Source organism: Sphaerochaeta halotolerans (assembly GCF_003429665.1).
Lineage (GTDB): Bacteria > Spirochaetota > Spirochaetia > Sphaerochaetales > Sphaerochaetaceae > Sphaerochaeta > Sphaerochaeta halotolerans.
Genome location: NZ_QUWK01000003.1, coordinates 43,687 through 68,796 on the forward strand (window position 1 = coordinate 43,687; position 25,110 = coordinate 68,796).

Annotated in this window: 23 protein-coding genes; 19 read left to right on the forward strand and 4 right to left on the reverse strand. The window is 47.1% G+C overall.

Annotated features, from left to right (window positions below; translation table 11 throughout):
* Positions 1-4 precede the first annotated feature (4 nt).
* Positions 5-805, forward strand: coding sequence for a TIGR00282 family metallophosphoesterase (locus DYP60_RS03295; RefSeq protein ID WP_117329460.1), 801 nt, complete (start codon positions 5-7; stop codon positions 803-805).
* Positions 805-1,581 carry a TlyA family RNA methyltransferase gene (locus DYP60_RS03300; RefSeq protein WP_117329461.1) on the forward strand — a complete coding sequence of 259 codons (777 nt, stop codon included), beginning with the start codon at positions 805-807 and terminating at the stop codon, positions 1,579-1,581. The genes DYP60_RS03295 and DYP60_RS03300 overlap by 1 nt, the downstream gene beginning before the upstream one ends.
* Here the strand turns inward: DYP60_RS03300 and DYP60_RS03305 are convergent.
* On the reverse strand, positions 1,570-2,103 hold the full coding sequence (locus DYP60_RS03305) for a GerMN domain-containing protein (RefSeq protein ID WP_165849482.1): 534 nt from the start codon (positions 2,101-2,103) through the stop codon (positions 1,570-1,572). The two genes, DYP60_RS03300 and DYP60_RS03305, sit on opposite strands and share 12 nt — an antisense overlap.
* A 76-nt stretch (positions 2,104-2,179) precedes the next feature.
* On the opposite strand from DYP60_RS03305, the gene ptsP reads away from it, so the two are divergent.
* The 14 genes from ptsP to DYP60_RS03375 all read left to right on the forward strand — a co-directional run bounded on the left by ptsP (position 2,180) and on the right by DYP60_RS03375 (position 18,689).
* Positions 2,180-3,913, forward strand: coding sequence for a phosphoenolpyruvate--protein phosphotransferase (gene ptsP / locus DYP60_RS03310; protein WP_117329463.1), 1,734 nt, complete (start codon positions 2,180-2,182; stop codon positions 3,911-3,913).
* Positions 3,882-5,438: a ribosome biogenesis GTPase Der gene (der, locus tag DYP60_RS03315; protein WP_117329464.1), complete on the forward strand. Its 1,557-nt coding sequence runs from the start codon at positions 3,882-3,884 to the stop codon at positions 5,436-5,438. The genes ptsP and der overlap by 32 nt, the downstream gene beginning before the upstream one ends.
* A gap of 2 nt (positions 5,439-5,440) precedes the next feature.
* Positions 5,441-6,139: an HAD family hydrolase gene (locus DYP60_RS03320; protein WP_117329465.1), complete on the forward strand. Its 699-nt coding sequence runs from the start codon at positions 5,441-5,443 to the stop codon at positions 6,137-6,139.
* 25 nt (positions 6,140-6,164) lie between these two features.
* Complete coding sequence (locus tag DYP60_RS03325) at positions 6,165-7,652, forward strand: SpiroCoCo family coiled-coil protein (RefSeq protein WP_133299273.1); 1,488 nt, start codon at positions 6,165-6,167, stop codon at positions 7,650-7,652.
* A gap of 171 nt (positions 7,653-7,823) precedes the next feature.
* Positions 7,824-8,456 carry a nucleotide exchange factor GrpE gene (locus tag DYP60_RS03330; protein ID WP_117329467.1) on the forward strand — a complete coding sequence of 211 codons (633 nt, stop codon included), beginning with the start codon at positions 7,824-7,826 and terminating at the stop codon, positions 8,454-8,456.
* Between the two features lie 90 nt (positions 8,457-8,546).
* Positions 8,547-10,478: a molecular chaperone DnaK gene (gene dnaK, locus DYP60_RS03335; protein WP_117329468.1), complete on the forward strand. Its 1,932-nt coding sequence runs from the start codon at positions 8,547-8,549 to the stop codon at positions 10,476-10,478.
* Positions 10,479-10,577: 99 nt separating this feature from the next.
* A complete protein-coding gene (dnaJ, locus tag DYP60_RS03340) occupies positions 10,578-11,717 on the forward strand; it encodes a molecular chaperone DnaJ (protein ID WP_117329469.1) in 1,140 nt (379 codons plus the stop codon).
* 57 nt (positions 11,718-11,774) lie between these two features.
* Positions 11,775-12,530, forward strand: a complete 756-nt coding sequence (rlmB, locus tag DYP60_RS03345) for a 23S rRNA (guanosine(2251)-2'-O)-methyltransferase RlmB (RefSeq protein WP_117329470.1) — start codon at positions 11,775-11,777, stop codon at positions 12,528-12,530.
* A 174-nt stretch (positions 12,531-12,704) separates the two neighbouring features.
* A complete protein-coding gene (locus DYP60_RS03350; protein WP_117329471.1) occupies positions 12,705-13,922 on the forward strand; it encodes a DUF3798 domain-containing protein in 1,218 nt (405 codons plus the stop codon).
* A gap of 138 nt (positions 13,923-14,060) precedes the next feature.
* Positions 14,061-15,695: a sugar ABC transporter ATP-binding protein gene (locus DYP60_RS03355; RefSeq protein ID WP_117329662.1), complete on the forward strand. Its 1,635-nt coding sequence runs from the start codon at positions 14,061-14,063 to the stop codon at positions 15,693-15,695.
* The gene (locus tag DYP60_RS03360; protein WP_117329472.1) at positions 15,692-16,753 is read left to right on the forward strand and encodes an ABC transporter permease subunit; all 1,062 of its coding nucleotides are present in this window, start codon (positions 15,692-15,694) and stop codon (positions 16,751-16,753) included. The genes DYP60_RS03355 and DYP60_RS03360 overlap by 4 nt, the downstream gene beginning before the upstream one ends.
* On the forward strand, positions 16,750-17,865 hold the full coding sequence (locus tag DYP60_RS03365; protein WP_202384448.1) for an ABC transporter permease: 1,116 nt from the start codon (positions 16,750-16,752) through the stop codon (positions 17,863-17,865). The genes DYP60_RS03360 and DYP60_RS03365 overlap by 4 nt, the downstream gene beginning before the upstream one ends.
* Positions 17,862-18,347 carry a DUF6672 family protein gene (locus DYP60_RS03370; protein ID WP_117329473.1) on the forward strand — a complete coding sequence of 162 codons (486 nt, stop codon included), beginning with the start codon at positions 17,862-17,864 and terminating at the stop codon, positions 18,345-18,347. Before DYP60_RS03365 ends, DYP60_RS03370 begins: the two co-directional genes overlap by 4 nt.
* Before the next feature lie 108 nt (positions 18,348-18,455).
* Positions 18,456-18,689 carry a hypothetical protein gene (locus DYP60_RS03375; RefSeq protein ID WP_117329474.1) on the forward strand — a complete coding sequence of 78 codons (234 nt, stop codon included), beginning with the start codon at positions 18,456-18,458 and terminating at the stop codon, positions 18,687-18,689.
* Between the two features lie 1,226 nt (positions 18,690-19,915).
* On the opposite strand, the gene purD is transcribed toward DYP60_RS03375, so the two are convergent.
* Genes purD through DYP60_RS03400 form a run of 3 tightly spaced genes read right to left on the reverse strand, consistent with a single transcriptional unit; the run spans position 19,916 to position 23,002 of the window.
* Positions 19,916-21,172: a phosphoribosylamine--glycine ligase gene (gene purD, locus DYP60_RS03390; RefSeq protein ID WP_117329477.1), complete on the reverse strand. Its 1,257-nt coding sequence runs from the start codon at positions 21,170-21,172 to the stop codon at positions 19,916-19,918.
* Positions 21,173-21,224: 52 nt separating this feature from the next.
* Positions 21,225-22,223 carry a tRNA dihydrouridine synthase DusB gene (gene dusB, locus DYP60_RS03395; protein ID WP_117329478.1) on the reverse strand — a complete coding sequence of 333 codons (999 nt, stop codon included), beginning with the start codon at positions 22,221-22,223 and terminating at the stop codon, positions 21,225-21,227.
* Positions 22,220-23,002 (reverse strand): TatD family hydrolase, encoded by a 783-nt coding sequence (locus DYP60_RS03400; RefSeq protein WP_117329479.1) that lies wholly within the window; start codon positions 23,000-23,002, stop codon positions 22,220-22,222. The genes dusB and DYP60_RS03400 overlap by 4 nt, the downstream gene beginning before the upstream one ends.
* 187 nt (positions 23,003-23,189) lie before the next feature.
* On the opposite strand from DYP60_RS03400, the gene DYP60_RS03405 reads away from it, so the two are divergent.
* The 3 genes from DYP60_RS03405 (at position 23,190) to DYP60_RS03415 (ending at position 25,085) form a co-directional block, all read left to right on the forward strand.
* A complete protein-coding gene (locus DYP60_RS03405; RefSeq protein ID WP_117329480.1) occupies positions 23,190-24,284 on the forward strand; it encodes a PSP1 domain-containing protein in 1,095 nt (364 codons plus the stop codon).
* A gap of 125 nt (positions 24,285-24,409) precedes the next feature.
* The gene (rpsT, locus tag DYP60_RS03410) at positions 24,410-24,685 is read left to right on the forward strand and encodes a 30S ribosomal protein S20 (RefSeq protein ID WP_117329481.1); all 276 of its coding nucleotides are present in this window, start codon (positions 24,410-24,412) and stop codon (positions 24,683-24,685) included.
* Between the two features lie 79 nt (positions 24,686-24,764).
* Positions 24,765-25,085, forward strand: a complete 321-nt coding sequence (locus DYP60_RS03415) for an HU family DNA-binding protein (RefSeq protein ID WP_117329482.1) — start codon at positions 24,765-24,767, stop codon at positions 25,083-25,085.
* The last annotated feature ends 25 nt before the right edge of the window (positions 25,086-25,110 follow it).

Sequence of the window (25,110 nt, forward strand, 5' to 3'; positions counted from 1 at the left end):
GTTTGTGTCTGATACAAAAACAATGGTAGTCCTGCTTTTGGGCGATATCTGTGGACAGCCCGGGAGCAGGGCTCTCTTTCTTGGATTGCATACGTTGGTCAAGGATTATCGATCTGACATGGTCATTGTGAACGGCGAGAATGCAGCCGGTGGGTTTGGCCTGAATGCAGAATTGATGAACCAATTCTTCTCGCTTGGTGTAGATGTTATAACCAGTGGGAACCATATCTGGCAACAGGATGACTTAAGGCCGTTGCTGGATAGTGAGAAACGCTTGCTTCGTCCCGCCAATTATCCACCTGCAGCGCCTGGCCATGGTTCTGTAATTGTTGAAATCAAGGGCCATAAGGTAGGAGTGCTCAATCTACAGGGGAGGCAGTCCCTGCCCTCTATCGATTGTCCTTTTCGTGTTGGTTCTGAGCAAGTGGCAAAATTGCGAAAGCAGACTCCTTTGATTTTGGTGGATTTCCATGCAGAGAACCCTGAGGAAAAGGAAGCACTGGCTCTCCATTTTGATGGTAAGGTTAGTGCGGTAGTTGGTACGCATACCCACGTACAGACTGCGGATGAGAAAATTCTCCCCCATAAGACTGCGTATATCACTGATTTGGGTCTTTGTGGCCCTTCGGAGAGTGTCATTGGCTCGAAACCTGATATATCAATTGCCAGGCAACTTACGCAAATGCCTCTTCGTAGTGAGATTGCCGATACTGCACCACTCATCCAAGGGGTCTGTGTTACCCTGGATACCGCGAGCGGACAGGCGCTCAGTATTGAACGATTTACGAGGTTGTACGATATCTGATGAAAGAGAGGAAGGTAACGCTACTGCAGGCACTAAGCCAGCAGTACGATGAGTACACCAAGGACCAACTCACTGCATACATCGTCTGCCGTAATGTATTGGTGGATGGGGTGTTGACCACCGATCCCAAACAATTGGTCCCCTCTACAGCGACCTTTTCTTTTACCTTCGACACCTATGTATCGCGTGGAGGATACAAGCTTGAACATGCATTGCATGAGTTCTCCTTGGATGTGCACGGATTGGTTATGCTCGATGCTGGCTCTTCCACAGGAGGCTTCACTGATTGCCTGCTCAAGCGCGGAGCAACATTGGTGCATAGTGTAGACGTAGGGTACAACCAGCTCGATTGGAGGCTCCGTACCCATGCCCAGGTGCTGGTACATGAACGGCAGAATATCATGACGCTCGAGGTATTGGACCCTCCCTGTGATGCTGCTGTGTGTGATCTTTCATTTCGTTCAATTGCTGGAGCTGCCAGCCACATCCTTTCACTCTGCAACAACAATTGGTTGGTGTCTCTGATCAAGCCACAGTTTGAAGTTCCGAAGGGTTTGGAGAATTTCAACGGTGTTGTGGAGGATTCCCAGGTTCTTATGGAAGTGATGCAGAGGGTGTATGATTTGCTCGCTGAAGACGGAGTGGGAATCCATGCACTTGCAAAAAGCCCGATCAAGGGGCACAAAGGTAACGTTGAATTCCTAGCACTCTTGAAACGGGAAGTCGGAATGGATAAGGATTTGTTTGCTTTTCGGGTACATTCGCTATTGGATTAACGGCTTATTCTCCACCAATACCACCAAGTCCTTGACTTGGTCGAATGCGAGAGCCGTGGCCTTAAGTTGTTCTGTAGCTTTTTCAAGATCCATGCTTTGCAAGAATTCCTTGCTCACGCTGACAAACAGAATCTTGTTCGAGAGGGTTATCCCAATGAGGGAAGTTTTTGGGTGAATATAACTAACCATTCCCAAGTTGAGTGCATCTCTCGTTGGTCCCTTGAGGAGAGCTTCAAAACTGTCATGGTATCGACTTCCACCCATGCGTTGCGTTTGGAGGGATATAAGTTGGCTTTCTCCGCTCGCTGTGATGAATGCAACTTGCACAGACCTAACCTGATCGGGTAGCAAGGTACTGTTTTTCCCCTGGTTTGCGTATTGTAAGACACCACTGGAAATGACTGCCTGGCGGACCCTGGGATACCCAAGGGCGAAAATTACTAGGGAGAAAAGTATCCATGCTAGCAGTATGAGTAGGGGGCGTACAGAGCGTCTTGGTTTGGGGGCTTCATCCATTTCCATGCAAGCCATTCTACCAGAACTGTAGGAGGGTTTCCAGCTTTACATCTGACCATAAAGTCCGTATAGTACATTACATATGAGGATATTCAAGGGTATAGCGGCCTCAGAGGGGCTGGCAAAGGGTAGGGCGTTGGTGCATCGCAACGCCGCAAGTGTTGCGGAAAAACGGCATATCCTTGCAGATGGAGTGGCATCTGAACTTGATACGTTCAAGGAAGCTGTTCATTCAGCGAAAACTCATCTGCAAGAACACAACACCAGCAAAATTTCCAAAGAGTCAAAGGATATCCTGGAGACCCACCTGATGATGCTCGATGATCCCGAATACATCGGACAGATTGAGGCATACATCACAACCAATCTGGTCTGTAGCCAATGGGCCATAGATTCAGTGACAAATGAAATGGTACGTCTGTTGGAACAATCCAAGGATGAACTCCTGCGAGAGCGGGCTCTTGATTTCAAGGATGTCTCCCTTCATTTGATTGATGCAGTCAAGGGAGATGGACAGCGACCGCTGGAATCGCTTGATGAGGATGTCGTCCTGATTGCCGATTCTCTCATGCCCTCTGAATTGTTCAGCATGGACAAGACCCATATCTTGGGAATCAGTCTGGATGGGGGTGGAAGGGCTAGCCATGTGGCAATCCTGGTGCGCGCTTTTAATATCCCGACGGTCCTGGCGACTGGAACCGCCTCGAGGAATGTGAAGGATGGCGATGAGATTATTCTCGATGGATCATATGGGGAAGTCTATGTCCGTCCTGACCTGATTGTTGCTCAGATGCTCGATGAGCGTTTTGCGCTCTGGCAGGAGCATGAAGCCGAACTGAAGAAGATGATTGATCTTCCCACCGAGATGACCGATGGGCATACCATGTTGCTGAAGGCAAATATCCAAACCAGTATCGAGGTGGATGCAGCCAAGAAGAGTGGTGCGAGTGGAGTTGGTTTGTTCCGCTCGGAATTTCTTTTCATGGAATCCGTGGAACTCCCTTCCGAACAAAGGCAGTTTGAGGCTTACAAGCAAGTCCTGGAAGCCGTTTCACCCAAGCCGGTCACCATTCGTACCATTGATATTGGTGGTGACAAAATTGTGAAAGGGTTGGGAATTGATGAGAAAAATCCTGTACTTGGGTGGAGGGCTGTACGTTTCTGCCTCTCCCGGAAGGATATCTTTATCGTACAGCTGAGAGCATTGCTCCGTGCCAGCGTATATGGTAAGTTGCAGATCATGTTTCCTATGATCAGCGGCATCGAGGAGTTGAATGCGGTCTTGCATCTCCTTGCACATGTCAAGGAGGATTGCCGCAATGAGCAGATCCCCTTCGACCCTGATATCAAAATAGGAACCATGATTGAGGTACCGTCTGCAGCCTTGTGTGCAGATATATTGGCAAAAAAGGTAGACTTCTTCTCTATCGGAACCAATGACCTGATCCAGTACACAATTGCTGTCGATCGGGGTAATGAGAAGATAGCCTACCTATATCAGCCATTTCACCCCGGGGTGCTGCGATTGATCCAAATGATCGTGGAGAAAGCCCACCAGAATAATATACCGGTAAGCCTCTGCGGGGAGATGGCTTCTGATCCTCTCTGTTCCGTGCTGTTGGCCGGTATAGGGTTGGATGAACTGAGCATGGGGTCCCAAAGCCTCCTGCAAGTGCGAAAAATCTTGCGATCGGTCTCCTTTGAAGAGGCGAGAGCACTGGCACAGCAGGCTCTGGAAATGGACTCTTATCTCACGATTAATACGTTTATAAGGGAGTGGATGCATGACCGATTCGATCATTTCACCACCATTTGACACACAAGATTCACCGGCTAAGATTCCGGTTATTTCTATTGTAGGCCGTCCCAATGTGGGTAAGTCCACGCTGTTCAATCGCTTGATTGGCAAGAGACGAGCAATTACCGATCCAACCCCAGGGGTTACCCGTGACTTGATTCCTGAGCGCTGGTATTTGGGGAACCACCCTGTTACGCTTGTCGACAGTGGCGGTGTAAAGGTCGAGCGAGAAGGATTTGATGACTTGGTTGCCAACAAGAGTTTGAGCCTCCTTTCACAGAGTGATGCCATCCTTTTCATGATGGAATGTACTGCTGTCACCGCTGAGGATGAAGAGTTGCTTACAGCCTTGCGTCCCTATAGCGAAAAGGTGTTGCTCGTCGTAAACAAGGTAGATGGTCCCAAGCGTGATGATCTGGTCTGGGAATATTACCAGTATGGATTCCAGCGCGTGGTGGGTATCTCTGCAACACATGGGCTGGGTATCGAGGACCTTGAGGATACCCTGCTTGGTATGCTCAATATGGTAAGCCTTGATGAGGCGCCAGAAGAGACCGAGCGCGTCAAGTTGGCCATCATGGGGAAACCCAATACAGGCAAGTCCACACTTACCAACCTTCTCGTTGGTTCGGATGTCTCAATAGTCAGTGAAATTGCGGGAACCACCCGCGATGTTGTCATGGGTACTTTCTCCTACAAGGGAAGTGATTTCACTGTACTCGATACTGCAGGAATCAGGCGTAAGAGCAAGGTTGAGGAGGATGTGGAATATTACTCCGTCAATCGTGCCATCAAGACCATTGATGAGGCAGATGTTGTGTTGTTGATGGTGGATGCAATCGAAGGACTTTCGGACCAGGATAAAAAGATTGCTAATCTTATTGTCCGAAGGGGTAAGGGAATCATCCTGGTACTGAACAAGATTGATTTGCTCACCGGAATTGGTAATGAGTTGCAGGCGATCAAGGACAGAATAAGATTCCTCTTTCCCATTCTTGGTTTTGCACCCATCACTTCAATCAGTGCACTCAAGGGGCAGGATATTGGGAAATTGCTCGATACAGTATGGGGGGTATGGAGGCAACTCAACAAGCGTGTCGATACTTCCCAGCTGAACGAAGCAATCAAGGAGTGGGGAGAAGCATATCAGCCACCTCGTGGAAGCATGGGCCATTACAAGGTCTATTATGGTACCCAGTTTAGTGCCAACCCGGTGAAATTCCTAATGTTCGTCAATCGAATCAAGGATTTTCCGCCGATTTACATCCAGTATTTGAAGAACTGTATTCGAAGAGACCTCGGGTTTACCCAGATTCCCATCGAGGTAGATCTCCGAGAGCGTCGGCGTAATCCTTCCTTACATGAGAGAGGTCCAAAGAAACCATTGGTTCAAGGTCCGAAGCCCGAGCAGAAGCGAAATGTCGGAGGAAGGGCGTTTGCAAAGCCCATGGCAAACAAACCGGGCAATGTAGCTTCAGTTGATAAATCTCGTAAGCGTATTGAAAAGCAGGCAAAGCGCACCACCGGCAAGAAACGAGGTTGAGAATGGGGTATCTTGGAGAGAAAGGTATCAAGGTTCTCGCACTCGATATTGATGGGACGCTGTATCCTAAAAGGATGCTCAATGCAAGAATGGTTCGTTCCATGGTTCCCTCCCTTTCTCTTGCCAAGGCTTTCAACTGGGCAAGAAAGGAGTATCGTAGGGTGCAGGAGATGTACCCTACTACTCCTGAAAATCGAGAGGGATTTCTGGATCGTCAGGCTCAGCTTGTAGCTTCCCGTCTCAAGGGGAATAAAACAACTGACCAGGTTAAGGCTGCTGTTGACAAGCAGTTTTATCAGGCTTGGGAACGTTCTTTCATGAGTATCAAGGCGTATCCGGAAATGGTTGAGACACTTGAGCAAGTGCTTTCCCAAGGGGTGAGGATAGCTGTTTTCAGTGATTTTCCCGTTGCTGGTAAGTTGCAGGCACTTGGCATTGATGGTCTGGTAGACTGTGCCTACAGTGCAGAGGCGAGTGGATACTTGAAACCGAGTGCAAAGGCATTCAATTTCTTGCTTGATCGCTTACTGGTGGATCCTGACCAGGTACTCTACATGGGTGATAGTTACTCCAAGGATTGCAAGGGAGCAAAGCGAGCAGGGATGCATTCCTGTCTGATTACCAAGGCTACATACAAAAGCTTCCCTGAGGCTGACCTAGTGGTAAGCTCTTGGAAGGAGTTTGCTTCTCTGGTACTCTGAGGATGTTCTGGTAGGAGGTTTCTCTATGGGACTTGAGCTTTTGCTTCCGGTAATCCTGTTTATCATCACGTTAATCATTATCTATATGCTCCGTGTCGAGGATAAGCGTGATAGACGTCTGGATCTCATGAAACAGAAGGTAGGGCAGTTTTCTCGGGAACTGGAAGCATCGCGTAATCAGTTCAAGGATACCTCCCAGCAAGTGGAAGAGCGGATCAACCACCGAATCGATGCTGCCAACCAGATGATGCTTAGAATAGAAGACCAGATGACGGAACTTGAAGTGAGGAGTGATGATCTTGCAAAATTGCAGGATGTTCTCAATACATATCGCGATTCACTCACCAAATTGGGAACAACCACCACACAGATTGAAGCTCGTATAGCGCATACAAAGAATGAAATTCAGCGTATCGAGGCCGTTGATACAACAATCAAACAATTTGATGAACGTATAGAAGCCTTCAAGCGGATGCTCCAGGATGCAGTTGAAGAGAGTACCAATTCCATCAGCCAACAACAGCTGAAGGTGAAGCAACTTCTTGATGCATCCTATGCTACGTTACAGGAATATGAAGCAGAGGTGCAAGAAGTCGAACGGCAAAACCAGAATCGAGTAGCTTCCCATGCAGAGACACTGAAGAGCAATGAAGCAGACTCGCTCTCTGTATTGACCACACAATTGGCAAAAATCAGGCAAATCGGGGATGATGCAGAGCAGATCATCACCAACAGCAAACGTGAGTTGGAAGCTGTAAGAGAGCAGTCCTTCCAGGATGTACAGGAACAAAAGAGCCAGTACGAGGCTATAAAGACAGAGAGCCGGGAGTTCTTCATGACAGAGAAAGAAAGTCTCTTATCTTTGATTGAGGAAGTCAAGAACCGTGTTACTGAGTCTCTAACCCAATTCAGCCAGCAATGCGATCACGATATGGAAGCTGTATTCACGCATACCATAACCAAGACTGACCAAGCGTTCCAAACCATGGTTCATACGATTTCTTCCTATCTTGAGGAACTGCAAAAGCGGATGGATCAGGCTCAAACAATAAGCAAGAAGCTGGAACAACAGGAATATGACAGCTTGCATAGTTTCAGTGATGAAATCCAAAAACTATGTGAGCAACATGATCGCGCAACAGAAAACTTGCGGAAAAGTGGGCGCAAGCAAGAGGAACTTCAGCAAATCATTCTTTATCTGAGGGAAGAGGCTAGTGCGTTGCAGGGTGAGCTGGGTGTAATGAAGCAAAAGCACGAGGCATTAGCCTCTGAGCATGCTGAAGGGCTTCAAGCAGCTTCTTTTGAGGCCCTAGCCCTACACCTAACAGAAGAACAAGAAGCCTTGCACAGTATTGAACAAACATTGCAATCAAAACAGGAAGAACTTGCTTCCCTGGAACAGGACCAGGTAGTCGCTGAGGTGGAGGATGAACGTACCCCTTGGGTCGAATACGTTCCTGAGGGAGATGAGGAAGAAATCTCTTTAGAGGATGAAGACGATAAAACTACTTGACGCTTACACATCGGTGTGAGTATGTTATCGGCAAGCCCAGGGGTGGGCTACTCTTTACGCTATACACTATTAAGACCTTTGGCCTGACATATTGCAAGTAATTGCAGGTTGGGCTTGTGAATAGACATGTGCCTGCGCCTTTCGTGGGTATATGGGAAATTGAGGAATGGAATGGAAAAGAAACAGAAAGAAAAAAGCAAGTCCAAAAGCGCACAACCTGATGTTGAACCAGAAGTGAAAGAAGAACTTCACCCACAGGAGAGTGAAAATCAGCCTGCACAAGAACAAGAAGTACAGGAAATGTCTGAACTGGAACAGAAGGAGTTGGAAATCGTGCGATTAAAAGAACAGCTTGCTACTGCACAGGAGGAAGCTGCCTCTTTGAAGGAGCAAATGCTTCGGGATCGTGCAGATCTAGAGAATTATAGGAAACGTCTCATCCGTGACAAGGAAGAGACGGTAAAGTTTGCAAATGAAAACCTGATTAGGGATCTTCTGCAACCACTGGATGATCTGGGTAGGGCCATTCAGATTGCAGAGTCCACTAAAGACTATGAAAAAGTGCATGATGGGGTGGTGATGGTTAATAAGCAGCTTTATTCCACTCTGGAAAAAAACTGGGGTCTACAGAAAATTGATTCTGTAGGCAAGGAATTTGACCCACTGGAACATGAAGCATACCAAGTGGCAGTTGATGACTCCCTGGAACATGAAGTAGTACTTGAAGAGTACGCCGTTGGGTATAAATTGCATGGCCGGGTGCTCAGACCTGCTAAAGTAAAGGTTGGTAAGCCAAACATTTGACGATTGGTGATGGTATGAGTACCTTTGGTTTACGGGCTAGATACCCGAAATTAAATATTTGATAGTTAATTTGGAGAGGAGAAATATAACATGGGAAGAATTATTGGAATTGACTTGGGGACTACCAATAGCTGCGTAGCAGTAATGGAAGGAAATGATCCCGTGGTCATCGCGAACAGCGAAGGTCAGCGGACTACCCCCAGTGTTGTTGGATTTACCGCCAAGGGAGACCGCCTGGTTGGGCAGCCTGCCAAGAACCAGATTGTTACCAATGCTGAGAATACCGTGTATTCCATCAAGCGTTTCATGGGAAGAAAATACCGTGAAGTTCCTTCTGAACTCCAGAAGGTTTCCTATAAGGTAACCGCTGGAAGTGGCGATGAAATAAAAGTTGAAATCCGTGGAGAGTCGTTCTCTCCTCAGGAAATTTCAGCAGCAATCTTGCAGAAGATGAAGAAGACAGCTGAGGACTACCTTGGGGAACCGGTCACTGAGGCCGTTATCACCGTCCCTGCATACTTTAATGATGCCCAGAGACAGGCTACCAAGGATGCTGGTAAGATTGCTGGTCTTGATGTTAAGCGTATCGTCAATGAGCCGACTGCAGCTGCATTGGCTTATGGTTTGGGCAAGGACGCTACTCGTGAAGAGAAAATTGCCGTCTATGACCTAGGTGGTGGTACATTTGATATCTCTATCCTTGAGCTTGGTGATGGCGTATTCGAAGTAAAATCTACGAATGGTGATACACACCTTGGTGGTGACGACTTTGACCAGCGAATTATCGAGTGGATGGTGAGTGAGTTCAAGAAATCCAATGGAATCGACTTGGCTGCTGACAAGATGGCCTTGCAGAGGTTGAGAGAAGCAGCAGAAAAAGCAAAGATTGAGCTCTCCAACTCAACAAGTACTGATATTAACCTGCCGTTCATCACCGCTGACAGCAGCGGCCCGAAGCACTTGCAGATGAGCTTGACCCGCTCGAAGTTTGAGCAACTGGTTGCCGACCTGATTGAACGCTCCAAACTTCCTGTACAGAATGCACTTCGTGATGCAGGGCTGAGTGCTGCTGATGTTGATGAGGTCATTCTGGTTGGAGGTTCCACAAGAATTCCAGCAGTACAGACAATGGTTCGAGAGCTATTCAAGAAAGAACCTCATAAGGGAGTTAACCCCGATGAAGTAGTGGCTATGGGAGCTGCTATCCAGGGTGGTATCCTTGGTGGTTCTGTCAAAGATGTCCTTCTGTTGGATGTTACTCCGCTCTCTTTGGGTATTGAGACGCTTGGTGGTGTCTGCACCCGTTTGATCGAGCGTAATACGACAATCCCAACCCGTAAGAGCCAGATTTTCAGCACAGCCGCTGATGGTCAGACTGCAGTAAGTATTCATGTCCTGCAGGGTGAGCGTGAGATGGCCAGCCAGAACAGGACACTCGGAAAGTTCGATTTGGTCGGTATTCCTGCTGCCCCACGTGGTGTACCTCAGATTGAGGTTACCTTCGACATTGATGCTAACGGCATTGTGCACGTTTCTGCAAAGGATCTGGGTACCGGTAAGGAACAGAAGATTCGTATTGAATCCTCCAGCGGACTAAGCGAAGATGAGATCAACAAGATGGTCAAAGAAGCAGAGGCCCACGCTGAAGAGGACAAGAGAGAACGTGCCCGTATTGATGCCCGCAATGAAGCTGACAGCTTGATCTACTCCACTGAGAAATCCCTCAAGGATTATGGTGACAAGATCAGTAGTGAGGATAAGGCTACTATCGAACGTGCTGTAGCAGACCTCAGGGGCGTCATGGACAACCAAGGCGCAACTGCAGAAGAGATTAAGGCCAAAGTCGAGACTTTGCAGCAAGCTTCCTACAAGCTGGCTGAGGAAGTCTACAAGCAGAGTGCTGCTTCCGGTGCTGAAGGCGCGGAAGGGCAGGCACAGGATTCTTCCTCCCAGGAGTCAACCGGGGAGACCAAGAAGCCTAAGGATGGCGTCGAAGATGCTGACTTTGAAGTCGTAGACTAAGGAGTCGATTACAAGGTACTATAGTGAACGGCTTACCATCATGTCGGCTTCGGCCGACATGATGTTTCTAAAGCCAATCTGTTCTAAGGAAGTCGCACCGTGGCGAAACGTGATTATTATGAAGTGCTTGGAGTTGGAAAGACTGCAACACTAGACGAAATTAAAAAGGCCTATCGCAAATTGGCAATTGCCAACCACCCAGACCGTAATCCGGGAGACAAGGCAGCCGAGGACCGCTTCAAGGAAGCAACTGAAGCATATGATGTCCTTGGTGATGAAAAGAAACGCAAGATGTACGATCAATACGGTTTTGCAGGAGTTGATGGAGCCAATGGTGGTGGTCACGACTACTCCAACGTGTACCGTGATTTCAGCGACATCTTTGGTGGTGGTTTTGGTGGTGGTGGCTTTGAGGATATCTTCAGCTCCTTCTTTGGAGGTGGTGGTGGCAGAGCTCAAGGCAGGAGTGGCCAGCGAGGTCCGGAAGCAGGATCCTCTCTTAGGTATGATGTGGACGTCGATTTCAAGGATGCTGTTTTCGGCACGAAAATTGAAGTAGCATATTCCCACCAAGTAGCATGTGATGTTTGTCATGGAAGTGGAAGCGAGGGAGGCTCTGGAACCAAAGTCTGTCCTACCTGTAATGGTTCAGGACAAGTCAGACGGAACAGTGGATTCTTTGCAATTGCTAGTACATGTCCGACCTGTGGAGGCTCCGGTCATGTCATTGAGAATCCTTGTTCATCCTGTCATGGCACTGGCTTGAAACGAAAGCAGCAGAAGGTGAAAGTGGCCATCCCTGCTGGTGTGGATACCGGTAGCAGAGTTGTACTGAGAGGAATGGGTGATGCAGGTCCCAATGGGGGACCTTCCGGGGATTTGTATGTATATATCACTGTCAAACCCCATAAGTATTTCGTTCGTCAAGACTATGATCTTTTCTGCCAGATACCTATATCAATAACACAGGCCTCACTAGGCGGGGAGATAAAGGTTCCTACCATTGATGGGAATTCCATCAAGGTGAACATTCCTTCTGGAATCCAGAGCGGCAAAATGCTACGAGTGAAGGGTCGGGGAGTTACCAAACTCAATACAAATGACCGGGGTGATATGTACATCAAGCTACAGGTCCAGATTCCCAAGCGATTGGGAATGAAGGCAAAGAAGCTGATGCAGGAATTAAGTGCTGCATTGGGTGAGGACGAATCCCCCAATCCAGTTCCTTTCGAAGCGTAGTGAATTGGGCTGCCATGGTTGGTAGCCCTTTTATAGCGTAATGCATAGGAGCATTGCATGGGTGAAAAAATCATTGGTTTTCATGCTATAGAAGAGGGGCTGAAGAAGGCTTCCTCAGGGTCGGTGCTCTACATCGCCAGGGGAATGGGTGGGCATACCCAAGATTTGGAACGGCAAGCTCTACTGAGTTCGAAAGTTGTGGTTAAGAAGATTGCAAAGGTTGAGATGGACCGTATGGTAAGTCAAGCGGACCACCGTGGTGCTGTTCTGGATCTTGTGAGTTCTGCACAAGAGCTGGGTGGAAAGGTTCAGAATCTTTCTGTAAAGGATTTTTGTAAGAATCTTCACGATGATGACAGTGCACTGATTCTGGTGCTTGATGAAATTACCGACCCGCAAAACCTTGGAGCAATCCTCCGCTCGGCAGACCAATTCTCTGTATCCTTGGTGGTGGTTCCTGATAGACGGAGTGCCCATGCAAACAGCACGGTGATCAAGGTCTCCTCTGGGGCTGCCCATTATGTTCCGATGGCACAGGTGACTAACATCAACCGTGAGATTGAGTACCTGAAGAGTCAGGGCTTCTGGGTCTATGGGGCAGCCATGAATGGTCAGGCAGTCTATAAAACTACATTCCCTAATCGAACTGTGTTGGTCATGGGTAATGAAGGGAAGGGAATTGGTCAGCTGACCCAGCGCCTTTGCGACCATATGGTCTCAATTCCTATGACTGGTCATATCGATTCTTTGAACGTTTCCGTTGCTACAGGCATACTCCTCTATGAAGTGAGAAGGCAGCAAGCAACAAAATAGGTGTAGACACATTGGATATATCGACCTAAGATACCCCCTAAAAAGTGTATTTTTTCATATCTATGCAGTAAATTTACAGAAACTTGTATAAATAAACAATCTTTTCTTGCGCTAGGCCCATCTTCTCCGTATTATAAGGATTAGGAAAAATCCCGATTAAGGAGAGAAGTAGAAATGAAAAAGTCTTTAGCGCTTGTTCTCTGTGTTCTGTTGGTTTCAGGGGTCCTGTTTGCTCAGGGTGCACAGGAAGCTCCTGCAGCAGCTCCTGCTGCCGGCGACTTCCACATTGGAATCGTAACCGGAACCGTATCCCAGTCAGAAGATGATCTGCGTGGTGCAGAACGTCTTATGGAAGAATATGGTTCAGTGAATGACGGTGGAAAAATCCAGCACGTGACCTATCCTGACAACTTCATGGATGAAGCTGAGACCACTATCAGTGTTATCAGTGGTCTTGCTGATGACCCGAAGATGAAAGCCATCATCGTAAACCAGGCAATTCCTGGAACCACTGAGGCTTTCCGCCGAATCAAGGAAAGAAGACCTGACATCCTCACCATTGCTGGTGAAGCACATGAGGATCCAGGTGTCATCCAGAGTGCAGCAGATCTTGCAGTCAACAACGACTTTGTTGCTCGTGGCTACTTGATCATCCGCACTGCTCACGAACTTGGTTGTGACACCTTCGTGCACATCTCTTTCCCAAGACATCTCAGTTATGAGACCATGAGCCGCCGTGTTGCAATCATGCGTGCTACTTGTGAAGAATTTGGTATGAAGTTTGTCATGGAGACCGCTCCCGACCCGACTTCCGACGTAGGTGTTGCTGGTGCTCAGCAGTACATTCTTGAGAAAGTTCCCGCCTGGATTGAAACCTATGGCCAGAATGCAGCGTTCTTCTGCACTAACGATGCCCATACCGAGCCGTTGCTCAAGCAACTGATGACCTATGGTGGTTACTTCATTGAAGCTGACCTGCCAAGTCCTCTCATGGGATATCCTGGAGCATTGGGCATTGACCTTTCCTCCGAAGCTGGTGATTTCAAAGCCATTCTTGCAAAGGTTGAAGCTTCTGTTGTTGCAAAGGGCGGTGCAGGACGTTTTGGTACCTGGGCATACTCCTATGGTTATACCACTACCGCTGGTCTTGGACAGCATGCGATCAACGTTCTCAATGGTGAAAGCGAACTGCTTAAGCTTTCCGACCTGATGAAGGCCTATGGTAAGTACACTCCTGGTGCTAAGTGGAATGGTTCTTTCTATACCGACGTCAACACTGGCGTTCGTGCAAGAAACCATGTCCTCATCTACCAAGATACCTACATGATGGGTAAGGGCTACATGGGTAACGCAGATTTGATCGTTCCCGAGAAGTATTTTGCCATTAAATAAGGTACGGTAATCGTAACATAGGGGGAGAGTGACACTCTCCCCCTTTATAGCGATATATTTTAACTCAACAGCAACGTGGGTATGACTGTTGTTTGGGCAGACAAGAGTCATAACCAAGTTTTGAAGGATATAAAAGAGATGCATGAGAACGAAGTACCTTTGCTGGAGATGAAGCACATCAGCAAGGATTTTTTCGGAAACAAAGTACTCACTGACATCAATTTCTCTCTCAACAAGGGAGAGATTTTGGGGTTGGTAGGAGAAAATGGTGCTGGAAAATCCACGTTGATGAAGATTCTCTTTGGAATGGATGAGATTCATCAGACTGGTGGCTATGGTGGGGATATCATAATCAATGGGGAAAAAGTGCAATTTTCTTCTCCCATCGACGCCCTTGCGAAAGGAATTGGGATGGTACACCAAGAGTTTTCACTCTTGCCTGATTTTACCGCTACCGAAAACATTCTATTGAATCGAGAACCACTGAAATATACTGTTTTCTCCGAACTGTTTGGAGAACGCTTGAATATTCTCGACCGCGAAAAGATGGACCAGATTGCTGAGCGGGCCATAGGCAGGCTCAAGGTTCCCCTGGACAAAGACATGATGGTTTCCCAGATGCCGGTTGGGCATAAACAATTCACTGAGATTGCACGTGAGTTGAGCAAGGAAGCAACCGATGTTGTTGAAGGCATAAAATTGTTGGTGCTAGATGAACCGACGGCAGTACTTTCAGAACAGGAAGCTGACAGCTTGCTCAAGGCTATGCGTTTGTTGAGCGAAAGTGGCATTTCTATCATATTTATCAGCCACCGTTTGCAGGAAATTATTGACGTGTGTAATACCATCATGGTTATGCGCGATGGTCAGATTATCAAGACAGTCCCTTCTCAAGGTGTTGTGATTGCTGACATTGCTCGTTGGATGGTTGGTCGCGATGTCGGGAGCTCAAAAAGAGAAGCACGGGGATTTGACTATGAAAATACCCCAGTGCTGCTTTCTCTGCAGAATCTCTGGGTGGATATGCCCGGCGAGGTTGTCCGCGATGTCTCCTTGGATGTCCATAAGGGAGAGATCCTGGGGATTGGAGGAATGGCTGGGCAAGGAAAACTTGGAATTCCCAACGGAGCCATGGGCCTCTTTCCTGCTGGAGGGAAAGTCATCTTTGAAGGGAAGGAGATTGCCTTGAACAATCCCAGACACTTCTTGGATGCCGGGATGGCCTTTGTCAGTGAAGACAGACGTGGGGTAGGCTTGCTACTCGATGAGAGCTTGGAGTGGAACATCTCCTTCACTGCAATGCAGATTCAGGAAAAGTACCTGAAGCGATATCTTGGAGGGTTGCTTAAATGGCGTGATCAAGCTGCAATCGAGGAAGAGACAGAGTCCTATGTCAAGCAACTTGAAATCCGTTGTACCAGCACCAAGCAAAAGGCAAAGGAACTTTCTGGGGGAAACCAGCAGAAAGTCTGTCTTGCCAAAGCTTTTGCAGTAGGTCCAAAACTGCTCTTTGTATCTGAACCTACAAGAGGTATCGATATCGGGGCTAAATCCTTGGTATTGAAGGCGCTTAGAAAATATAATGAGGAAAATGGGACAACTATTGTGATGATATCCAGTGAATTGGAAGAATTGAGAGCAATCTGCGACCGTGTTGCCATCATTAGTGATGGGAAAGTCTTTGGTATCTTGCCCGCCACCACCGATAGCGCGGAATTTGGTCTCTTGATGATAGGGCAGAAGAGCCAGGTACTGGAAGGAGGGAGCGTATGAATCTGCAGCAACTGACTTCTTCGGCCAAGGGGCTTGTTAAATCATTTGGATTACCCCGTATCATTATCGGGTTATTCCTCTTGTCGCTTTTTATCACAGCTCCCTTTGTAGGAGTAAATATTGGAACCAGTCTCTCGGATACCTTCAACCGTTTTGGAATGAATGCGGTAATGGTACTTGCGATGGTTCCCATGATTCACAGTGGCTGTGGATTGAACTTTGGACTTCCCTTGGGAATCATTGCAGGGCTGTTGGGAGCAACCATCTCACTGCAAGTAAATATCCCAGGACCAACCTCATTTCTGTTGGCTATTCTGTTCGCAACGCCCTTTGCCGTTATTCTTGGCTGGGGGTATGGGCAACTGCTCAATAGAGTGAAGGGTGGGGAGATGATGATTGCAACCTATGTTGGATTTTCCAGTGTTGCATTCATGTGCATCATGTGGCTGCTGCTTCCTTTCAGTAATCCCACCATGGTTTGGGGGTATAGCGGAACAGGTCTTCGTACTACCATATCCACCGAAGGGTATTACCGGCATGTACTCAACGATTTCCTATCGATTCAGCTGACCGATCACCTAACGATTCCTACCGGAATGTTGTTGTTCTTCGCGCTTCTAGCATGTATCATCTGGGCATTCTTACATACCAAGACAGGTACTGCTATGACAGCAGTTGGCTCCAACTCAGTATTTGCTCGTGCAAGTGGCATCAATGTGGATAAAATCAGGACGTTAAGTGTTATCATGTCCACATGGCTGGGTGCTATCGGCATTCTTGTATACCAACAGAGTTTTGGGTTCATCCAGCTCTATATGGGACCGTTCTACATGGCGTTGCCGGCTGTATCTGCAATCTTGATTGGAGGTGCTTCGGTAAATAAGGCTTCCATTCTGAACGTGGTAATCGGTACATTCCTCTTCCAAGGCATCGTTACCATGACGCCTTCTGTCATGAATTCCATGATTCATACAGACATGAGTGAGGTTATCAGAATTGTTGTTTCCAATGGTATGATTCTGTACGCTCTGACAAGAAAAGCGGAGGTGACACGATGACACTCCATATGACAAAAACACAGAAACTCCTCCGTATTATGGGAAACAATATGGTTCCTATACTGTTTTTGGTGATATGTGCATTCGGTATTCCGCTCAGTGGGTATTCTGCAAACTTTCTTGCAAGTGAGATTGTGATCAGAATCTCAAGAAACTCGTTCTTGATTGTCAGTCTCCTAATTCCTATCCTCGCTGGCATGGGATTGAATTTTGGAATGACCCTTGGTGCTATGGCAGGCCAGATTGGGCTTATTCTGATCAGTGACTGGGGCATTGTAGGGATTCCCGGTATCATTCTGGCGATGATTATCTCCACCCCGATTTCCGTTTTACTAGGATGGTGGTGTGGAAAAATCTTGAACATGGCTAGAGGTCGAGAGATGGTGACAAGTTATATCATCGGCTTCTTCATGAATGGTATCTATCAGTTGGTTGTACTCTATGGGATGGGTGCAGTCATACCGGTGAGAAGCAATGCACTGTTGCTGCCACGTGGGTATGGCATCCGCAATACCGTCAACCTGATTGGTATCAGAAGGGCGCTTGATGATCTTCTTCTGATCCGTCTCTTTGGAATTCCCATTCCTTTGGCGACCTTGCTGGTTATCACTGTTCTCTGCTTGTTCATCCTCTGGTTCAAGAAGACCAAGCTTGGCCAGGACATGCGTGCCGTTGGTCAGGATATGGAAGTGGCGAGAGCTGCAGGTATCAAGGTGGAGCACACCCGTATCATTTCTATTGTCATCTCCACGGTCTTTGCCGGTTATGGTATGATTCTCTACCTCCAGAATATTGGGACCTTGAATACCTACAACAGTCATATGCAGATAGGTATGTTCAGTGTTGCCGCACTGCTTGTTGGTGGTGCATCGGTCAGCAAGGCAAATATCCGTAATGTATTCTTGGGAGTTATTCTGTTCCACTTGATGTTTATTATCAGCCCCATGGCTGGGAAAAACTTGATTGGACAGGCACAGCTTGGAGAGTACTTCCGTGTATTCGTTTCCTACGGTGTTATTACTATCTCCTTGGTGCTCTACGAGGTACGCAAGAAACGAGACCAACACTACGTTGGCTTGCAGCTTGCAGCTGATCAGGAGGCCCTGCAATGAAACTAGCCCTCACAAGAACCTTTTGGTTTCGTTTCGTAGCTATTCTCATCATTCTTGTATTCGCCGTAGTTTTGTTCTTCATCGGTAAACAGCATACTGTTTTGATCGACAACAAAACCGTCACGGTTGGAGGCCAAGAAATCAGGGCATTGCAGTTGGTGGAGATCCAGATAGACAACAAGGATTCCATGGAGCTTGCTGCTCGTGACCGTGATAAGGAAGATGTGACTGGGCAGAAGCATTCTGTAACCGTTATCTATACAGACTCCAATTGGGAAGAGTATACGATTGAGAGGACTTTCGAAGTTCCCTTGATGCAGGAGATGGTTCTGCTCTCCATCCCTACGCTGGTAGCCAATCCTGAAGCAGACCAATCACTGTGGTTGGAGAACTATGAACCCCCAACATATGCAGTCACAGCAGCTGATCGAGAGGAGGAGGTTATTATCGATGATCTCTCGGTGTTGCTGACAGATATTTAGCTAACTACAAGTGCAGTAAGGAGTACAATTAGGAGGGGTGCCATTCTGGCACCTCTTTGGTATACTTGAAGGTGTTTCGAAAATACAAATAAAACAGGAGCCTCTGTAATGCGAATAACTCGTGCACTGGTGTGTTGTCTTGTAGGGTGTCTCATGTCAGCCTCAATTTTTGGGGCAGTCAATCAACAAGAGGTCTACAGCTTGGATAGTGATGTCTATGATGCTATTGAAGCACTCTATATTCACCAAGGATTGTCTCTTCCCTCAACCACTGGTCCATACAGCCAAGCTGAACTTTCCCTGATGGTGGATAGAAGATTAGGGCCTCAGCTGGGGCTTTGATACCACCTTTGGAGACCTACACCCTTACTTCACTGGCACTGGAAGAGAGTCATGGAACTATGACGCAATCCATCATAAGCCACTTCTGGCAGTGAGCTTGGAAACCTGGCCGGGGGGTGCTTTCTATGGATACTCTGAGTTGAGTGTGGGGAACACCTATACTTTGGAAAATGGGTTTGGTACTACACCATTTGGTACTAATGTCCCGATGATTCCTCCATCTCTTATACCTGACCTAGACTTCAATATGCCTTACAGAGCCTTTGTTGCAACTGGGGGGGAGCATTGGAGTTTTCAGATAGGTCGAGATAGGTTGAGTTGGGGGGCAGGCCAGACTGGCAACCTGATGGTTAGTGATTCGTTCAAGTACCATACCATGGCCCGTGTGACGACCTTCAGCGATTGGTTTAAATATACCTTTGTGACATCGTTCTTCCCTCATCCTAGCCAATATATATGATCCAGGGGCTGCAAAGGAGCGAGTACCCCCAATGAAGGAGATGGTCAGTCAGATGTTCTGAAAAGGACATTTGTCCAACGATGCTCTAGGCTTAACACTGGCCGAGGAAGGCTTGGATACTCCTCTCAGATACAAATTATCATGTTCCCCGCTTTGGTACGATACATCTATCCATTACAGTTGCCTTGAAAGGCGAGATAGATATGTACACACCAAGTAGCGGAGGTACAACAGATTACGGAGCTATCTTGTTTTCTCAGGATTTGATTTCCACATCTTTTTGTGCAACCATTGGAGGAGAGAAAGCTCTAGAATTGAGGTCATCAGTAATTGAGAGCTGGGAGGTCTATTCCAGCATTTCTTACATTTCTTTTGGAGAGTATCTGCAGTCCAGTAATACGATTACTAAACGGTCGTGGGATATTCAGGTTGTCATGGGAACCACATTTACTTTCTAATGGCAAATGTACATTGAAAAAATTATGTCACAGGTTATGTCGGTATTCATTGACGGCATGGGTAAACTGAGAGTAGGATAAAAGTAGAGATGGATCTTGTTTATGTGTTTCCTTCTAACAACGGTCTTTCTCTGGGAGTTCTGAGACGATTTCTTCTAACCGTTCCCTTTGCGTGGGGGGAATCGAAAAGTTGGCGGCTGCCTGGGGAGGTGGCCGTCAGTCTTGATGGACTTTGGAACGGTTGGGCATGAGACTTCACTGTGGGGTGTGAGGTCTCATTGCTTTTTTCTTTCCCAAAGCTTTATTGTTTAGTTCTCGAAAAACCGATTTCCAATATCTTGTCGATACCAAGCACCTTCAAAATTCACTAGTTTGACACCTTTGTATGCATTCTTGTTTGCATTCATGATATTGTAACCGACTCCTACTACAGTGACACAGCGCCCACCAGTGGTAACCAATTTGCCTTCATACTCTTGCACCCCTCCAAAGAAGTAACGTGGAGCGCCTTCGAAGCTATTGTAAAGCAGGGGAGCGGGCATTGATTCGAGTTTCTTTCCAATGATGGGTTTCTCGGGATAGCCCTCAGAAGCAACTACCAAGGCAACTGCCGATTGGTTGGAAACCTCAAGATTGAGGGAAGAAAGTGTATCATGCTTCATTGCATCAAGAATATCGACAATATCCGTGTTTATAAGCGGGACGAATGCCTGTGCGGCAGGATCGTTGAATCGAACGTGATAATCAACCAATATTGGTCCATTTTTGGTGATGATGACACTGATAGTCAGAACACCTTTATATGCCATCTTCTCAGCCTTCAAACCGAACAACACCGGTTCGATGATTGAATCGACGAGAGCCTGGCTAAGATCTTTTTGGAGTGGAACCGGACAGATGGAACCCATCCCACCGGTTGGCAATCCTCCTTCCTCAACCTTCATATAGTCACTTGAGGTGGGAAGCATGAGATATCCTTTGTTATCCAAGAAGAGGGTAATGGTAATAGGAAGCCCGTTGAGATGCTCTTCAAGGATGATTGGTCCAGTGGCAAGCAACCCTCTGGAGAAATCCATCAAGGTGGAATAGTCGGAAGAATCTACCATAATCCTGCTTGGTGCAATTGCATTGCTCTTGACTACAAATCGTTCCCCTTCGTGACGTTTCAAATACTCTGAGAGCTTTTCTTCATCATCAAACAGAACGTGGGAAGAAGTAGGAATGTTGTGCCGGTCGGAGAACATGCGGGCAAAATTACGGTCACCTTCAAGTTTCAAAGCCCGGTTGGGTGCTCCGAACGTGTCAATCCCCCGTTCATTGAGAAAATCAATGACACCAGTAAAAAGTGGTGCCTCAGTACCGACAAATACAAAGTCGATCCCATACGTTTGACACGCTTCATAAACCTGTTCAGGGTCTGAAGGATCAATGGCCAGATTTACAGCTATCGTCTTTGTTCCCACATTGCCAGGTGCTACATATAAGCCATCAATCAACCTACTTTGAGAGAACCACCATGCAATGGCATGGTCTTTCGCTCCGGACCCTAACACTAATACTCTCATTGCATTTCCTTATTCGATGTGATTGCTCAAATAAACGTACCATTTTACCGCATTACAGGTCAACAAGTGGACTGAGAGCTTCAAGATACTGTTCTCGTCTGGAGGCTTGTACTACAGCTTGCTTTATTGTTGATGTATTGGGAATTCCTTTCAGATAACTGCAAGTATGTTTTCTCATCAGTGTACAGGCTGTCCTTTCCCCAAAGGCGTCGATCATGAGGTCCAGATGTCGTAGAATGGCTGCTTTCCGCATTTCTATAGAGATAGGCTCAGGTTCCTTTCCCTGCAAGATAGCTTTTGCCTGGGAGAAGATGAACGGGTTGCCAATGGCCCCACGGGCAAACATCACCCCATCAATACCGGTTTCTTCAAGCATCCTCTTGGCATCTTCCGCCTTGAAGAGATCCCCGGAACCAAAGACTGGAATCCCATAGCCATGCTGAACCGTGTATTGCTTGAGTTCCGTGAGCTTGCTCCAATCAGCAAACGGTGCATAGCCCTGGCTGCGGGTTCGTGCATGGAGCGTCAATGCACTTGCCCCTCCATCAAGGGCAGCTTGTGCAAACTCAAGAAAGTTCTCGCTCTGTGCATCCCAGCCTGTTCTTAACTTAACCGATACAGGTATATCCGTCTCTTCTGTGATGATGTGAACTATTTCAGTGATAAGCTTGGGCTGTTTCATCATAGCCGAACCAGCTCCAGTCTTGGTGACCTTGGGAACGGGACACCCGCAATTGATGTCAATAACCTCAGGCTGGTAGGGTTGAAGCTGCTCCAAGGCTTCCTTGAGCGAGTCAGCGTTCCCCATGAAGAGTTGAACTGCGTACTTTGTTTCATTTTGGGCACGTCCCATGAGTGCCAGCGTTTTTTGGCCTTTTCGTGCAAGGCCTTCCGCACTGACCATCTCTGTGTAGGTGAAATCGGCTCCTTCCTCAATGCAGAGCGTTCTGAATGGAATATCCGTATACCCGGCAAGTGGGGCAAGGAACAGGTTTCCACCGAGCGTTGTCGATCCAATCGTTACAGGGTGATAGAGGTTCTCTTCGTTCATATATCCTTCGGAAGGGCAAAAGCCCTGAGGCTGTTATCATAAAGTGTTTGGGAGAGAGCTTCAAGAGATGTTTGCCTCAGTGCTGCAAGAACGGTTGCCGTTTCCTGGATATAGTGAATTTTGTTTCGCTCTCCCTTGTGGGAGTAAGGAGTCATAAAAGGGGCTTCGCTCTCGATGACTATTCGGTCTTCAGGAAGGCGTATAGCCACCTCTTGCAACATCCTACTGTTCTTGAAGGTTAGATTACCTGCAAAAGAGAACGTGAGATTCATATCCAATGCTCGTCGAGCGAAGGTCCAGTCTTCTCCAAAACAGTGCAGAATACCACCCTTTGGGGGAAGCTTTTCCTTGAGAATGGGCAATAGGTCTTCTCCCGCATTTCGGTTGTGTATGATCACCGGGAGATCGAGATGTTTGGCAATTTCGAGATGTTTGAGCATCAACTCTATCTGCGCGGTCTTGTCACCTCCGAACATATGGTAATAATCGAGTCCCGTCTCACCGATGGCGATGATACGTTTCTTTTTTGCATGGGCGATGACGCGCTCTTCCCAGTCATGACCTGGGTGGGCGACTTCAGTAGGGGAGACCCCTACTGCATGGAATACATCCTTTGCACTTTCCAAATTGGTGTAGGTTTTCTCAAAATCGCTTAGGCTGTTGCAAATGCTCACAACATGCTTGACCGACTTGACTTTTGCAAGTTGGACAGCAAGCAGTTGCTCCATTTTGTCATCCTGTATCAACCCTATGTGGGCGTGCGTGTCAAACAGTTGCATACCGACTCCTTGAGAAGCTGACAAGCCTGTGTGAAGGATGGGTCCACTATAGCATGGGCAATATGAACCGTCAACGTTGTAACTCATATGCAGTAAAATAGTTATATACATATGTCGAGAGTTTGACAATTTATTATTGACGTGGTAGCTTTACTGCAGTGCTATGATCAAATGGCAAAGGATATAGATGAAACGAGAACGAACGAGTGCCGATAGCCGAGTCCAGAAGAACCGGCCATCACAAGGCTATATATATTTGGTTAAAAACCCTTCTTCAAATGAGATGAGCATCTGTGCTTGGGACTCTGTGTTGTATCCAGGGACCTCAGTAGTTGCGCCCACTCGCTATGGACTTGATCTTGGGATCATTATCTCTGCTGCAGACCAGCTTGGTAAGTCCTACGAGTCTGGATGTGACCAGCCGAGAGCAGCATGTTTTCACGCAGAGGACTGTCTTCCCAAGGATGAACGGGAAGCATTCCATGCTGGAGATCCAGAGGAAGCACTTCCTTCCTACTCACTTGAGAAAGATGAGGATCCATGTGAATCCTGTGCAGGGTGCAATCCACAGCGAGAACCCGGAGAAGTTGAAATTTCAGGGGATGTGGTGTGGATTGACCGTTTGGCAACCCCCTCGGATTTGAGTCGGTATCAAGAGCAATCAGCCAAAGAAGATGAGGCGATGCGTATCTGCCGAGAGAAAATTGCTCACCACAAGCTTGATATGAAGCTGGTGACGGCCCATTTTCTGCTTGGAGAGCCGAAGATCATTTTCTTTTTCACTGCAGATGTACGGGTGGATTTCCGTGAATTGGTCAAAGATTTGGTTTCAGTGTTCCGTATCAGAATCGAACTGAGACAAATCGGGGTTCGTGATGAAAGCCGTGTGCTTGGGGGACTAGCTGTTTGTGGGCGCGATTTTTGTTGTCATGGTGTGACTGACAAACTCGATCCTGTTTCCATCAAGATGGCCAAAGAGCAAAATCTTTCGCTGAATTCCATGAAAATTTCAGGTCCTTGTGGTCGATTGCTTTGTTGTCTTTCCTATGAGTATGATTTCTATGTCGAGGAAAAACGCAATTATCCACCAGAAGGAAGCAAATTAAAGGTTGGTTATGACTTGATGAAAGTTCATGAAGTCAACATACTGTCGAAACGTATCACACTCAGTGGAAGTGAGGGGAGAATGTTTACCATCCCGCAAAATGCGGTATTTTTTAATATTGACACCAAGCGATGGGAGCTCGAGAAGGAGTTTGCAAACGAATTTTTGTCAAATTGAAGTAAAGCATTGTATTGACCCGTTTTATAGACTGTGATATGTTTTTAGACCGTCGGTACTTTGTTGCCGGCCTCAATTTTAATAAATGAAATACGTATTCAAGGTAATATGTTTGGAGGTATTACGTGATTAACAGGTCTGCTGAAAAAAGAGAGCGACAGAACCAAGTCCGGAAAATGAGAAACCGCGCAACAAAGAGCACAATGCGCACTGCAATCAAGAAATTTGATGCCGCTGTAGTCGCTGGGGACAAAGAAACTGCCGCTAAAGCTTTGGCTTTGAGTCTCAAACTGCTTGATTCAACTGCAGGAAAGGGTGTCATCCACCACAATACAGCCAACCGCAAGAAATCCAGATTGCAGAGCCGTTTCAATAAGATGACCAACCAGGCTGCTGTATAATCAGCCAGTCAGAATGATGAGCATATCGATTGTTAATCGGTGTGTATACATGCGTATAGAACGTGTTTAAGGAGTAACCATGGCAGGACCAAAGTTGACAAAAGCAGCCATAATCGAGAGTCTCCATGAGAAGCATGGACTGAATAGGGCCGACATCCACACAATCATCGACGAGTTCTTTGAAGAAGTGAAAGAAGGTCTTCGGAATGATCAGGTCATTGAGCTTCGTGGATTTGGAACATTTGAGGTTCGCACTCGTAAGGGCCGTGAGAGAGCGCGGAATCCAAAGACTGGCGCCATTGTTGCCGTCGAAACACATGGAGTTGCCATTTTCCGTCCAGGCAAAGAACTCAAGGACTATGTGTGGGATTTGCGTGATAACAAGCCGGAGAAGGAATAACCTTCTACGCTTTTGATAATTAGGA

Bases quoted from the DNA above. Each gene is read 5' to 3' on its own strand.
- DYP60_RS03300 (WP_117329461.1), top strand. From the start codon at position 805: ATGAAAGAGAGGAAGGTAACGCTACTGCAGGCACTAAGCCAGCAGTAC.
- DYP60_RS03305 (WP_165849482.1), bottom strand. From the start codon at position 2,103: ATGGAAATGGATGAAGCCCCCAAACCAAGACGCTCTGTACGCCCCCTA.
- ptsP (WP_117329463.1), top strand. From the start codon at position 2,180: ATGAGGATATTCAAGGGTATAGCGGCCTCAGAGGGGCTGGCAAAGGGT.
- der (WP_117329464.1), top strand. From the start codon at position 3,882: ATGACCGATTCGATCATTTCACCACCATTTGACACACAAGATTCACCG.
- DYP60_RS03320 (WP_117329465.1), top strand. From the start codon at position 5,441: ATGGGGTATCTTGGAGAGAAAGGTATCAAGGTTCTCGCACTCGATATT.
- DYP60_RS03325 (WP_133299273.1), top strand. From the start codon at position 6,165: ATGGGACTTGAGCTTTTGCTTCCGGTAATCCTGTTTATCATCACGTTA.
- DYP60_RS03330 (WP_117329467.1), top strand. From the start codon at position 7,824: ATGGAAAAGAAACAGAAAGAAAAAAGCAAGTCCAAAAGCGCACAACCT.
- dnaK (WP_117329468.1), top strand. From the start codon at position 8,547: ATGGGAAGAATTATTGGAATTGACTTGGGGACTACCAATAGCTGCGTA.
- rlmB (WP_117329470.1), top strand. From the start codon at position 11,775: ATGGGTGAAAAAATCATTGGTTTTCATGCTATAGAAGAGGGGCTGAAG.
- DYP60_RS03350 (WP_117329471.1), top strand. From the start codon at position 12,705: ATGAAAAAGTCTTTAGCGCTTGTTCTCTGTGTTCTGTTGGTTTCAGGG.
- DYP60_RS03355 (WP_117329662.1), top strand. From the start codon at position 14,061: ATGCATGAGAACGAAGTACCTTTGCTGGAGATGAAGCACATCAGCAAG.
- DYP60_RS03360 (WP_117329472.1), top strand. From the start codon at position 15,692: ATGAATCTGCAGCAACTGACTTCTTCGGCCAAGGGGCTTGTTAAATCA.
- DYP60_RS03365 (WP_202384448.1), top strand. From the start codon at position 16,750: ATGACACTCCATATGACAAAAACACAGAAACTCCTCCGTATTATGGGA.
- DYP60_RS03370 (WP_117329473.1), top strand. From the start codon at position 17,862: ATGAAACTAGCCCTCACAAGAACCTTTTGGTTTCGTTTCGTAGCTATT.
- DYP60_RS03375 (WP_117329474.1), top strand. From the start codon at position 18,456: ATGCGAATAACTCGTGCACTGGTGTGTTGTCTTGTAGGGTGTCTCATG.
- purD (WP_117329477.1), bottom strand. From the start codon at position 21,172: ATGAGAGTATTAGTGTTAGGGTCCGGAGCGAAAGACCATGCCATTGCA.
- dusB (WP_117329478.1), bottom strand. From the start codon at position 22,223: ATGAACGAAGAGAACCTCTATCACCCTGTAACGATTGGATCGACAACG.
- DYP60_RS03400 (WP_117329479.1), bottom strand. From the start codon at position 23,002: ATGCAACTGTTTGACACGCACGCCCACATAGGGTTGATACAGGATGAC.
- DYP60_RS03405 (WP_117329480.1), top strand. From the start codon at position 23,190: ATGAAACGAGAACGAACGAGTGCCGATAGCCGAGTCCAGAAGAACCGG.
- DYP60_RS03415 (WP_117329482.1), top strand. From the start codon at position 24,765: ATGGCAGGACCAAAGTTGACAAAAGCAGCCATAATCGAGAGTCTCCAT.